This window comes from Klebsiella sp. D5A (genome assembly GCF_001620885.1).
Lineage (GTDB): Bacteria > Pseudomonadota > Gammaproteobacteria > Enterobacterales > Enterobacteriaceae > Klebsiella > Klebsiella variicola.
In genome coordinates this window covers 293597-306675 of record NZ_KV407481.1, presented here as the reverse complement: position 1 = coordinate 306675, position 13079 = coordinate 293597, and the positions used below count along the sequence as shown (strand labels likewise).

11 protein-coding genes are annotated in these 13079 nt (G+C 55.9%); 3 read left to right on the top strand and 8 right to left on the bottom strand.

Going from position 1 to position 13079, the window contains the following annotated elements; translation table 11 throughout:
• Positions 1 to 49: 49 nt before the first annotated feature.
• Positions 50 to 709, bottom strand: a complete 660-nt coding sequence (rpiA, locus tag AS136_RS01500) for a ribose-5-phosphate isomerase RpiA (protein WP_008806447.1) — start codon at positions 707 to 709, stop codon at positions 50 to 52.
• Between the two features lie 167 nt (positions 710 to 876).
• On the opposite strand from rpiA, the gene argP reads away from it, so the two are divergent.
• The gene (gene argP, locus AS136_RS01495) at positions 877 to 1770 is read left to right on the top strand and encodes a DNA-binding transcriptional regulator ArgP (protein ID WP_008806448.1); all 894 of its coding nucleotides are present in this window, start codon (positions 877 to 879) and stop codon (positions 1768 to 1770) included.
• 54 nt (positions 1771 to 1824) lie between these two features.
• Here argP and AS136_RS01490 read toward each other — a convergent pair whose 3' ends face one another.
• From AS136_RS01490 to tkt, 7 genes are all read right to left on the bottom strand, one after another.
• Positions 1825 to 2592, bottom strand: a complete 768-nt coding sequence (locus AS136_RS01490; RefSeq protein ID WP_012967233.1) for an oxidative stress defense protein — start codon at positions 2590 to 2592, stop codon at positions 1825 to 1827.
• 89 nt (positions 2593 to 2681) lie between these two features.
• Positions 2682 to 3317, bottom strand: a complete 636-nt coding sequence (gene argO / locus AS136_RS01485) for an arginine exporter ArgO (protein WP_008806450.1) — start codon at positions 3315 to 3317, stop codon at positions 2682 to 2684.
• Positions 3318 to 3468: 151 nt separating this feature from the next.
• Positions 3469 to 4326 (bottom strand): small-conductance mechanosensitive channel MscS, encoded by an 858-nt coding sequence (locus AS136_RS01480; RefSeq protein WP_012967232.1) that lies wholly within the window; start codon positions 4324 to 4326, stop codon positions 3469 to 3471.
• A gap of 191 nt (positions 4327 to 4517) precedes the next feature.
• Positions 4518 to 5597: a class II fructose-bisphosphate aldolase gene (gene fbaA, locus AS136_RS01475; protein WP_008806452.1), complete on the bottom strand. Its 1080-nt coding sequence runs from the start codon at positions 5595 to 5597 to the stop codon at positions 4518 to 4520.
• A 97-nt stretch (positions 5598 to 5694) separates the two neighbouring features.
• Positions 5695 to 6858: a phosphoglycerate kinase gene (gene pgk / locus AS136_RS01470; protein ID WP_008806453.1), complete on the bottom strand. Its 1164-nt coding sequence runs from the start codon at positions 6856 to 6858 to the stop codon at positions 5695 to 5697.
• Between the two features lie 39 nt (positions 6859 to 6897).
• A complete protein-coding gene (epd, locus tag AS136_RS01465; RefSeq protein WP_004205289.1) occupies positions 6898 to 7926 on the bottom strand; it encodes an erythrose-4-phosphate dehydrogenase in 1029 nt (342 codons plus the stop codon).
• A gap of 384 nt (positions 7927 to 8310) precedes the next feature.
• A complete protein-coding gene (gene tkt / locus AS136_RS01460; protein WP_023323261.1) occupies positions 8311 to 10302 on the bottom strand; it encodes a transketolase in 1992 nt (663 codons plus the stop codon).
• Positions 10303 to 10582: 280 nt separating this feature from the next.
• Here tkt and loiP point away from each other — a divergent pair, with 280 nt between their 5' ends.
• Both loiP and AS136_RS01450 read left to right on the top strand, forming a co-directional pair.
• A complete protein-coding gene (gene loiP, locus AS136_RS01455) occupies positions 10583 to 11341 on the top strand; it encodes a metalloprotease LoiP (protein WP_012540572.1) in 759 nt (252 codons plus the stop codon).
• Between the two features lie 377 nt (positions 11342 to 11718).
• Entirely contained in the window at positions 11719 to 12987 is a 1269-nt protein-coding gene (locus tag AS136_RS01450) for an OprD family outer membrane porin (RefSeq protein WP_023323262.1), read from the top strand.
• Positions 12988 to 13079 lie beyond the last annotated feature (92 nt).

Genomic DNA, 13079 nt, shown 5'->3' with positions numbered 1-13079 from the left:
CAGGTGAAAAAATATTTGCGAGGGAGCCGACTGGCTCCCTGCGGACAGACTATTTTACGATGGTTTTCACGCCATCGGCCGTACCGATCAGTGCCACGTCGGCCCCGCGGTTGGCGAACAGCCCTACGGTCACGACGCCAGGGATGCCGTTGATGGCATTCTCCAGCGCGACAGCATCAAGAATTTCCAGGCCATGCACGTCCAGGATGACGTTGCCGTTATCGGTCACCACGCCCTGACGGTACTCCGGACGACCGCCCAGCTTGACCAGTTGACGCGCGACGGCGCTGCGCGCCATCGGAATGACTTCAACCGGCAGCGGGAATGCGCCGAGAATATCAACCTGCTTGGAGGCATCGGCGATGCAGATAAATTTATCGGCGACCGAAGCGATAATCTTCTCGCGGGTCAGCGCCGCGCCGCCGCCTTTGATCATTTGCATATGGCCGTTGATCTCATCCGCGCCATCAACATAGATCCCCAGGCGATCGACGCTGTTGAGATCGAAGACGGGGATCCCGAGGCTTTTGAGCTTTTCGGTAGAGGCATCGGAGCTGGAGACCGCGCCTTCAATCTGCCCCTTCATCGTGCCCAGCGCGTCAATAAAATGGGCCGCCGTCGAGCCGGTACCTACGCCGACAATGGTCCCTGGCTGTACGTATTGCAGCGCCGCCCAACCTACTGCTTTTTTCAGTTCATCCTGCGTCATAATTATGGTCCGAGATGTGAATGCCTGTGGCGCATTATAGAACATCGACAGTGGAAATGTCCCTGCGATGCAGATCACACAACTGAGCAGACCAATTTCGTCTGTATCAAATAAAAATTTATGTCATAGTGCGAGATAACGATTAGTTATGGGGGCACGCCAGAATAATGAAACGACCGGACTACAGGACACTACAAGCGCTGGATGCGGTGATTAGGGAACGAGGATTTGAGCGCGCCGCGCAGAAGCTATGTATTACCCAGTCCGCCGTCTCACAGCGTATTAAGCAGCTGGAAAATATGTTCGGTCAGCCGCTGCTGGTGCGCACCGTGCCGCCACGCCCCACCGAGCAGGGGCAAAAGCTGCTGGCCCTGTTACGCCAGGTTGAACTGCTGGAAGAAGAGTGGCTGGGCGACGAGCAGACCGGCTCCACGCCGCTGCTGTTGTCGCTGGCGGTGAACGCCGACAGTCTGGCCACCTGGCTGCTGCCGGCGCTGGCCAATGTTCTGTCAGACTCCCCTATTCGTCTTAACCTGCAGGTGGAAGATGAAACCCGCACCCAGGAGCGCTTGCGCCGTGGGGAAGTGGTGGGCGCAGTGAGTATCCAGCCGCAGGCGCTGCCAAGCTGTCTGGTGGATCAGCTCGGCGCGCTCGATTACCTGTTTGTCGCCTCAAAAGAGTTTGCGCAACGCTATTTCCCGAACGGCGTGACGCGTTCTGCGCTGCTGAAAGCGCCGGTCGTCGCCTTTGATCATCTGGACGATATGCATCAGGCGTTCCTGCAGCAAAACTTCGACCTGCCGCCGGGTAGCGTCCCCTGCCACATCGTTAACTCATCAGAAGCCTTCGTGCAGCTGGCGCGCCAGGGCACTACCTGCTGTATGATCCCGCATCTGCAAATCGAAAAAGAGCTGAAAAGCGGCGAGCTTATTGACCTCACGCCCGGTCTGTTCCAGCGTCGTATGCTGTACTGGCACCGCTTTGCGCCGGAAAGCCGCATGATGCGCCGGGTGACCGATGCGCTTATTGATTACGGCCACAAAGTGCTGCGTCAGGATTAAATCCCCGGCATAAAAAAAGCCACTTCCCGGAAGTGGCTTTTTTGTTTCTATCGCTTACTGCGCTGGTTTCGGCTCTTCCGCCGGTTTCGCCGGCGCGGCTGGCGCGGCGGCCTGAGCTGGCTGCAGCTCAAAGACCACGTCAACCTGGTCGTCAAACTGGATAGTCGCCTGCTCGTAGGTTTCCTGGGCTGAAACCGGCGCAGCGTCAGCGGCCTTCATCATACGCACCATCGGGCTCGGCTGATAGTTGGAGACGTGGTAGCGCACGCTGTAGACCGGCCCCAGCTTGCTGTGGAAGCCAGCCGCCAGCTCCTGTGCCTGATGCACCGCGTCATCGATCGCCGCTTTACGCGCCTTATCCTTGTAGGCATCCGGTTGCGCAACGCCCAGCGAAACGGAGCGGATTTCGTTCAGTCCCGCCTTCAGCGCGCCGTCCAGCAGGCCGTTAAGTTTATCCAGCTGGCGCAACGTCACTTCCACGGTGCGCACCGCCCGATAGCCTTTGAGAATGCTTTTCCCGTTCTGATAGTCATAATCAGGCTGGGTACGCAGATTCGCAGAGCTAATGTCTTTTTTCGCGATACCACTCTTTTCAAGAAAAGAGAGATACTGCGCGACGCGATCGTCTGCCTGCTTTTTCGCCGATGCGGCATCTTTCGCCGCGACGTTCACTTCGATCGCCAGGGTGGCAATATCCGGAACCGCGGCAACGCTTGCTGTGCCTGAAGTCACAATGTGCGGACCGTCTGGCAATTCGTTTGCCTGTGCCGCCATTGTGCTAAATCCGAGTGCTGCCGCCAGGGCTAAGACTTTTAACTTCACTGTCGTTTCTCCATGTTACTTAAATCGCCCTTACGGGACGCATGCCAGCAAGCTTAGCGCGTACAGCAGGAAAGTCCATCGGACAACGCTTAGTTGAGCAACGCCAGGATATGGCCGACGCCCTCTTTTGCCAGCTGAAACGCAATAAACCACATGACGGCGCCGACCACAATATTGATGATCCGCTGGGCTTTGGCGGTACGCAGCCGCGGCGCCAGCCAGGCGGCTAACAGCGCCAGGCCAAAGAACCACAGGAAAGAGGCGCTAATGGTCCCCAGCGCAAACCAGCGCTTCGGCTCCACCGCCAGCTGCCCTCCCAGGCTGCCCAGCACCACAAAGGTATCCAGGTAAACATGCGGGTTCAGCCAGGTGACCGCCAGCATAGTTATAATGATTTTCCAGCGCCCCTGCTGCATCACCTCGGCGCTGGCGAGCTCAAGATTCTGACTGAACGCCGTTTTCAGTGCGCCGAAGCCATACCACAACAAAAAGGCCACGCCGCCCCAGGTCACTATCGCCAGCAGCCATGGGGATTGCATCAGCAGCGCACTACCGCCAAAAATACCGGCGCAGATCAACAGCAAGTCGCTGACCGCGCACAGCAGGGCAATCATCAGGTGATACTGACGACGGATCCCCTGATTCATCACAAAAGCATTTTGCGGGCCAAGCGGCAAAATCATTGCCGCTCCCAGGGCAAGGCCCTGAAAGTAATAGGTAAACATAAGGATTTTTCCGCTGTGTTCGAGAGTGGCGGTGACTATAACGCGAATGGATTATTAGCGGAAATTGAAAGTATTAATCATTAATAAGCTAAGCTAATAGTGAGCCATTAAAAAAGGCCGGCATGGCCGGCCTGACTCTGTCAGTGATGATTTACTCTGCTTTTTCCGGCAGTTGTACCACATGAACATCCATCTGCGGATACGGGAAACTGATGCCGTTAGCGTCGAAATCACGCTTAATACGCTCCAGCACGTCCCAGTAGACGTTTTGCAGATCGCTGCTTTTGCTCCACACGCGAACCACGAAGTTCACCGATGAGGCGCCAAGTTCGTTCAGGCGTACGGTCATTTCGCGATCGCGCAGAATACGATCGTCAGATTCGATAATCGAGGTCAGCAGCTGCTTCACCTTGTCGATATCGGCATCGTAGGATACGCCAATGATAAACTCATTGCGGCGCGCCGGTTCGCGGGAGAAGTTAATGATGTTGCCGGCGATGATTTTGCCATTCGGCACCACCACGATTTTGCCGTCTGCGGTACGCAGGGTGGTGGAGAAAATCTGCACGTTCTGCACGGTGCCGGCGATACCGCCGAGATCGACATATTCACCCGCGCGGAACGGGCGGAACATCACCAGTAGTACGCCTGCGGCAAGGTTCGACAGCGATCCCTGCAGTGCTAAACCCACCGCCAAACCGGCGGCACCCAGCACAGCAATGACCGAGGCGGTCTGCACGCCTACCCGGCCCAGGGCGGCAATCAGGGTGAAGGCGATAACCGCGTAACGCACCAGCGCCGAGAGAAAATCAGCAACGGTGGCATCAATCTTACGCGCCAGCATCAGGCGGTTGACGGTGTTAGAGACGATGCGTGCCACGATCATCCCGATGACCAGGATAACGATCGCCGCCACGATGTTGACGGCATAGCTCAGCAGCAGCTCCTGGTTGCGTGCCAGCCACGTCCCGGCGTTGTTGATGCTATCGACAACGTTCAAATCTTCCATTTAACATTCCTTATGAATCCCCGAACGGGGAAGTAAATAACTCAGCCTGCAACAGGGCAGTCAGGTTATAGGGTAAACAATAAGTGCACGTTTTGCCAAATGGATCACAGTTTTCCTGCACGCTATCCTGTTGTTAAAGTAATAAAAAAGCCCGCATTGCTGCGGGCTTCAGGGTAAGAAACAGATTTTTCTTACAGAACGTCGATCGCGTTCAGCTCTTTAAATGCCTGCTCCAGACGGGTCACCATGGAAGTCTGTGCAGCACGCAGCCATACGCGCGGATCGTAGTATTTCTTGTTCGGCTGGTCTTCGCCTTTCGGGTTACCCAGCTGGCCCTGCAGGTAAGCTTCGTTAGTTTTGTAGTACTGCAGGATACCGTCCCAGGTCGCCCATTGGGTGTCGGTATCGATGTTCATTTTCACTACGCCGTAGCTGACGGAGTCTTTGATTTCCTGAGCGGAAGAACCGGAACCGCCGTGGAAGACGAAGTTCAGGCTGTTGTGCGGCAGGTTGTGTTTCTTGGAAACATATTCCTGAGAGTCGCGCAGGATGGTCGGAGTCAGAACCACGTTACCCGGTTTGTACACGCCGTGTACGTTACCGAAGGAAGCGGCAATGGTGAAGCGCGGGCTGATTTTGCTCAGCTCGGTGTAGGCGTAATCCACGTCTTCCGGCTGAGTGTACAGGGCGGAAGCGTCCATGTGGCTGTTGTCCACGCCGTCTTCTTCGCCACCGGTGCAACCCAGTTCGATTTCCAGGGTCATGTCCATTTTGGCCATGCGCGCCAGGTATTTAGAGCAGATTTCGATGTTTTCGTGCAGGGACTCTTCAGACAGGTCGATCATGTGAGAAGAGAACAGCGGTTTACCGGTAGCAGCGAAGTGTTTTTCACCGGCGTCCAGCAGACCGTCGATCCACGGCAGCAGTTTCTTCGCGCAGTGGTCAGTGTGCAGGATAACCGGCACGCCGTAGTGCTCAGCCATCTGGTGCACGTGGTGCGCGCCAGAGATAGCGCCGAGGATAGCAGCACCCTGAGGAACGTCAGTTTTCACGCCTTTACCTGCGATGAACGCGGCGCCGCCGTTAGAGAACTGAACGATAACCGGAGAGCGAACTTTCGCAGCAGCTTCCAGAACGGCGTTGATGGAGTCAGTACCTACGCAGTTTACCGCCGGCAGTGCAAAGTTGTTTTCTTTCGCTACCTGGAACACTTTCTGAACGTCGTCGCCAGTGATGACGCCCGGTTTTACGAAATCAAAAATTTTAGACATGTTACTTAGTCCTGTATCTGTATCTTCGACCGTTGAAGAAGGTTCGCGAGCCCTTAAGCGCGCTGAAAAACAGGCGGGTTTCCCCGCCTGAACTGAATTACTGCTTAGCGCGCTCTTCGAGCATCGCTACTGCCGGCAGGACTTTGCCTTCGACGAATTCAAGGAATGCGCCGCCGCCAGTGGAGATGTAGGAGATTTTGTCAGCGATGCCGAACAGGTCGATCGCTGCCAGGGTGTCACCGCCGCCGGCGATGGAGAAACCTTCGCTGTCCGCGATAGCGTTAGCCACGATTTCAGTCCCTTTACGGAAGTTCGGGAATTCGAATACGCCAACCGGGCCGTTCCACAGGATGGTTTTGGCGTTTTTCAGGATGTCGGCCAGTTTCTGTGCGGAAACGTCGCCAAGGTCCAGAATCTGCTCGTCATCTTTGATGTCGTTAACAGATTTCAGGGTTGCCGTTGCGGTTTCGGAGAACTCGGTCGCGACGCGAACGTCAGTCGGAACCGGGATATCACAGGTGCTCAGCAGGCGCTTAGCTTCATCAACCAGGTCTGCTTCGTACAGGGATTTACCGACGTTGTGGCCCTGGGCAGCAACGAAGGTGTTGGCGATACCGCCGCCGACGATCAGCTGGTCAGCGATTTTAGACAGGGAATCCAGCACGGTCAGTTTGGTGGACACTTTAGAACCACCCACGATAGCGACCATCGGACGAGCCGGCTCTTTCAGCGCTTTACCCAGCGCGTCCAGTTCAGCGGCCAGCAGCGGGCCTGCGCACGCCACGTCAGCAAATTTGCCGATGCCGTGGGTGGAAGCCTGCGCGCGGTGCGCAGTACCGAAAGCATCCATCACGAACACGTCGCACAGCGCGGCGTATTTTTTGGACAGCGCTTCGTCGTCTTTTTTCTCGCCTTTGTTGAAGCGAACGTTTTCCAGAACCACCAGCTCACCGGCAGCCACTTCCACGCCATCCAGGTAGTCTTTAACCAGACGTACCGGGTTGGACAGTTTGTCTTTCAGGTAATTAACAACCGGCAGCAGAGAGAATTCTTCGTTGTACTCGCCTTCGGTCGGACGACCCAGGTGAGAAGTAACCATGACTTTCGCGCCCTGCTTCAGCGCCAGTTCAATGGTCGGCAGAGATGCACGGATACGTGCGTCGCTGGTTACTTTCCCGTCTTTAACTGGTACGTTCAGATCCGCACGGATAAAAACGCGTTTACCAGCCAGATCCAGATCGGTCATCTTAATTACAGACATGGTGAATCCTCTCGTTGATTCATAAAGTTTTGTCGACGTTTATGCGTCGAACCTGAAACCAATAGCCGCCATCGCTAACGTCGTGTCGAGCATTCGGTTAGCAAAGCCCCATTCGTTATCGCACCAGACCAGCGTTTTGATCAGATGCGCGCCACTGACCCGGGTTTGCGTGCCATCAACAATAGCACTGTGCGGATCGTGGTTAAAATCTGTCGAGACCAACGGTAATTCCGTATAGTCAACTATACCATGAAATGCACCTTGTGCTGCTTTTTGCAGCAACTGGTTGACTTCACATGCTTTTACCGGTTTTTTCACCGTCACGCTCAGGTCAATTGCCGTCACGTTTATCGTCGGCACCCGCACGGCAATCGCTTCAAAACGGTCATTAAACTGCGGGAAAATACGGGTGATCCCTGCCGCCAGTTTGGTATCCACCGGAATAATCGACTGGCTGGCCGCGCGGGTACGCCGCAGATCCGGATGGTAGGCGTCAATCACCTGCTGGTCATGCATCGCCGAATGAATGGTGGTGACGGTGCCGGACTCAATGCCATAGGCATCATCTAACAGTTTAATGATCGGAATAATGCAGTTGGTGGTGCAGGAGGCGTTGGAGACAATGCGGTGCTCGGCGCGGAGCTCATCCTGATTGACGCCATAGACCACCGTCGCGTCGAGATCGTTGCCGCCAGGATGGGAGAAGAGCACTTTCTTCGCGCCAGCCTGCAGATGGGCTTCGCCGTGTTCACGACTCCCGTATACGCCGGTGCAGTCGAGCACCACGTCTACCGCCAGCTCGCGCCACGGCAGCGCCGCAATGGTCGGCTCGTGTAGCAGGCGGATGGCATCATCGCCAACAAACAGCTGTTCGCGCTCCTGACGGACATCCCAGGCGAAGCGGCCATGGCTGGTATCATATTTCAACAAATGCGCGATCCCTGCCGCATCCGCCAGCTCATTGATTGCCACCACGGTGATTTCCGCACGACGCCCGGACTCATATAGCGCACGAACCACGTTGCGTCCAATACGACCGAAGCCATTAATCGCGATGCGAATGGTCATAGATCTCCTGCAAGGCTGACCCTTTTTTGAGGTGGCTGACAGAGTAATCCAGCAACGCTCTGAGGGGAACCTTACCAGCTGCAAACTGCGACTGATTGATTAATTGTCGAACATTTAAACGACTGAAACGCTTCAGCTAGAATAAGCGAAACAAGGAATAAAAGGAATGTTTGTCCAGCGCAATAAACCAGCTATATGACTTGTGTCACATTTCTTTTGGAATAATTCACAGGGTGCTTACATGTTCGAAGAATAGTGCATACAAAAAGCCGGGTGGCGAGGTAACAGCAAAACGGTAACCCAGGGGTTACCGTTTTTGGTGTTTGCACCCTCTCCTGTGGGAGAGGGTTGGGGTGAGGGCATCAGCCCGCACCGTACCAGCCATTACAGCAGCGCTTTCGCTTTAGCGACCACGTTGTCGACGGTGAAGCCGAACTCTTCGAACAGCTGCTCAGCCGGCGCAGACTCACCGAAGGTGGTCATGCCAACGATAGCGCCGTTCAGGCCAACGTATTTGAACCAGTAGTCAGCGATACCGGCTTCTACCGCGACGCGGGCAGAAACGGCTTTCGGCAGTACGGATTCGCGATAAGCGGCATCCTGCTTGTCGAACGCGTCGGTGGACGGCATGGAGACCACGCGCGCCTTCACGCCTTCGGCGGTCAGTTTGTCCCACGCGGCCACTGCCAGCTCCACTTCGGAACCGGTGGCGATGAAGATCAGCTCCGGCTGGCCGGCACAATCTTTCAGCACGTAACCGCCGCGAGCGACGTTTGCCAGCTGCTCTGCGGTACGCTCCTGCTGCGCCAGGTTCTGACGGGAGAGGATCAGCGCGGTCGGGCCGTCCTGACGCTCTACGCCATATTTCCACGCAATCGCGGATTCAACCTGGTCACACGGACGCCAGGTGGACATGTTCGGCGTCACGCGCAGGGAAGCCACCTGCTCTACCGGCTGGTGAGTCGGGCCGTCTTCACCCAGACCGATGGAGTCGTGGGTGTAGACCATCACCTGACGCTGTTTCATCAGCGCGGCCATACGTACCGCATTACGCGCGTATTCCACGAACATCAGGAAGGTGGAGGTGTACGGCAGGAAACCGCCGTGCAGCGCGATACCGTTGGCGATAGCGGTCATACCGAATTCACGCACGCCGTAATGAATGTAGTTACCCGCGGTGTCTTCGTTGATCGGCTTAGAACCAGACCACAGGGTCAGGTTGGACGGCGCCAGGTCAGCGGAGCCGCCGAGGAATTCCGGCAGCAGCGGGCCGAAGGCTTCGATAGCATTCTGCGACGCTTTACGGCTGGCGATTTTCGCCGGGTTAGCCTGCAGCTTCGCGATGAACTCGTTAGCTTTGGCGTCGAAGTCAGACGGCATCTCACCTTTCATACGACGGGTGAATTCGGCCGCTTCCTGCGGGAAGGCTTTCGCGTAGGCAGCAAACTTCTCATTCCACGCCGCTTCTTTCGCCTGGCCGGCTTCTTTGGCATCCCACTGGGCATAGATGTCAGACGGGATGTCAAACGGCGCGTGTTTCCAGCCCAGCGCTTCGCGGGTCAGGGCGATTTCTGCGTCGCCCAGCGGTGCGCCGTGGGAGTCGTGGGTACCGGCTTTGTTCGGCGAACCGAAACCAATGATGGTTTTGCACATCAGCAGGGACGGTTTGTCGGTGACCGCACGCGCTTCTTCTACTGCGCGTTTGATGGCGTCAGCGTCGTGACCGTCAACGCCGCGCACCACGTGCCAGCCGTAGGCTTCAAAGCGTTTCGCGGTATCGTCGGTGAACCAGCCTTCAACGTGGCCGTCGATGGAGATGCCGTTGTCATCATAGAAGGCCACCAGTTTACCCAGTTTCAGAGTACCGGCCAGGGAGCACACTTCGTGAGAGATGCCTTCCATCATGCAGCCGTCGCCCATGAAGGCGTAGGTGAAGTGGTCGACGATGTCGTGGCCCGGACGGTTGAACTGCGCCGCCAGAGTTTTCTCGGCAATAGCCATCCCGACCGCGTTAGCGATACCCTGGCCCAGCGGACCGGTGGTGGTTTCCACGCCCGCGGTGTAGCCGACTTCCGGGTGACCCGGGGTTTTGGAGTGCAGCTGGCGGAAGTTTTTCAGCTCTTCAATCGGCAGATCGTAGCCAGTGAGGTGCAGCAGGCTGTAAATCAGCATCGAACCATGGCCATTTGACAACACAAAACGGTCACGGTCAGCCCAGGCCGGATTGTTCGGGTTATGGTTCAGGAAATCACGCCACAGCACTTCGGCAATGTCAGCCATACCCATCGGGGCCCCCGGGTGGCCGGATTTGGCTTTCTGTACAGCGTCCATGCTCAGCGCACGAATAGCGTTAGCAAGCTCTTTACGTGAGGACATTTTGACTCCAGTTCGGACTGTTGAAGGCCATGCCCTTAACGACTTGACGAGAGCGCGTTTTGGGCTACGCCGGAAAAAAGTGTGAACAATGTAACCCAAGCGACAAGTCATGTACATGGAGCATCCTTTTGCCCTTTAAGAAATCTCTGGAACAGGTTGTGCTACCCCGGAATCCGCTCGCCCGCATCCTGCGATACTCTTTATAATTTACGCAGAATACGGTTCCCTGCCGTCGCCGTATTGTCGGATAAACAACCATAAGATTGTGGAAGATAAAAAAATGAAAATTCGCTCAACCGTACTTGCTCTTGGGATCGCAGCAACCCTCACCGGATGTCAGAACATGGACTCCAATGGTCTGCTCAGCTCAGGCGCCGAAGCCTTCCAGGCGTACTCCCTCAGCGACGCGCAGGTGAAAACCTTAAGCGACCAGGCCTGTAAAGAGATGGACGCCAAAGCAAAAATCGCCCCGGCCAGCAGTGAATACAGCCAGCGTTTGAGCAAAATCGCGACCGCGCTGGGCGATAACATCAATGGCCAGCCAGTGAACTACAAGGTCTATGAGACCAAGGATGTGAACGCCTTCGCGATGGCGAACGGCTGCATCCGCGTTTACAGCGGGCTGATGGACCTGATGAACGATAATGAAGTTGAAGCGGTTATCGGCCACGAAATGGGTCACGTTGCGCTGGGCCACGTGAAGAAAGGCATGCAGGTCGCGCTGGGGACCAACGCCGTGCGTGCGGCGGCGGCCTCCGCCGGCGGCATCGTCGGCAGCCTGTCGCAGTCGCAGCTGGGCGATTTAGGCGAAAAACTGGTGAACTCGCAGTTCTCCCAGCGTCAGGAATCGGAAGCGGATGACTACTCTTATGACCTGTTGCGTAAGCGCGGCATCAATCCGTCGGGACTGGCCACCAGCTTCGAAAAACTGGCCAAGCTGGAAGCCGGTCGTCAGAGCTCTATGTTTGACGATCACCCGGCCTCCGAAGCGCGCGCCCAGCATATTCGCGATCGCATGAAAGCCGACGGGATTAAATAATCGACAGCGGGAGGCATTATCGCCTCCCTTTTTTATATCCCTGTAAAAATATTTAGCCGCATGAATTGATAACTTAAGCGCACAAACCGTTAATTATTGCTGCACCTCGTCACAGCCAATTATTTTAAGCGCTGTCACTCAGCAAGATATTATTTGGCAAATAAAAAACAGCGTACACAATCCGCCTTTCAGAACCGCGTTCCTCCAGATAATAAATAGTCCACCCCTCTTCGCCAAACGCAGCCGGCGTGCGCCACACAGCTTGTTTCCTGGCGATACCATTGCTCACACAATGATTGCTTTCGACATTATTTCAGGAGAATATCGCGACTGCAGTGATTCCCTTGAATATATCGACAGACAGAGAAGTGCCTTCAGTGAAAAAAGAATTATCGTTAATCGCACTTGGCATTATTGCCGCCACGCCGACTTTCGCCAGCCAACAATCCGCCAGTCAGGGCTTTATTGACGACAGCCATCTGGATCTCTTTTTGCGTAACGCTTATATCAAACGTGATTATCGCGATGGGTTGCCGGATAAAGCCGAATGGGGCCAGGGGATTATCGCCACCTTCGAATCGGGCTTTACCCAGGGACCGGTCGGCTTCGGCGTGGACGGTATCGCCCAGTATGCGGTGCGCCTTGACGGCGGTCGTGGGCGCAGCGGCGCGGGCGGGATCGACTTTTTCGCCCAGGATGACGACGGCCACGCAAAATCCGACCTCGCGAAATTCGGCGCTACCGGCAAAATGCGCTTCTCAAATACTGTGCTCAGCTACGGCAGCCAGCGCCCGATGCTGCCCATCGTCTACGCTGACGACTCACGCCTGCTGTACGAGAGCTATACCGGCACCATGCTCACCTCGCGCGAAATCGACGGCCTGGAAATTAACGCCGGTTATCTCACCGACCAGCAGCGCAAAAGCGACGACAGCCATAATAGCGGCCTGAAAAGCCTGACCTTCGGCGGGGCCAGCTACCAGTTCAACGACCAGCTCAGCGGCGCGCTGTACGCGTCACACGTCGAAGATGTGCTGAACAAACAGTATCTTGGCCTGAACTATAAGCAGCCGTTCGCCGCCAACCAACAGCTGGTTCTCGATTTCAACGGCTATAACTCACGCCTGGATCAAGAATATGCCGATGCCAATGGCACCGGTCGCAGCAATAGCATCTGGAGCCTGGCCGCCAGCTACATCTGGGATATTCATACCTTTAAAGTCGCTTATCAGCAAAGCAGCGGCAGCACCGGTTACCACTACGGCGGTTACCAGAACCAGGGCGGCGTCGGCGATGGCGGGAACACCATCTGGCTGGCCAACTCCTACTGGTCTGATTTTAACGGTGAAGATGAACGCTCCTGGCAGGCATCGTACGGACTGGATTTTGCCGGGCTGGGATTACCGGGGCTGACCTGGACCACCGCCTATGTGCGCGGTGATAACATTAAAACTTCAGAGACCAGCAACGGCAAAGAACACGAATGGTTCAACCAGGTTCAATACCAGGTACAAAACGGCGTGGCGAAAGATTTGAAATTCAGATTACGCTATTCGGTGCTGCGCGTGTCCAGCAACGCCAGCGACTATAACGTCAGCGGGAATGAAGTCCGGTTCTACGTCGAATATCCGTTTAACGTGTTTTGACGCAATAATGACCCCTCTCCTGCGCGCCGGCCCTCTCCCGGCGCACAGGAGCACTCGCCCGGCGCCTTGATAACCCCTCTGTGCCGCGCGCA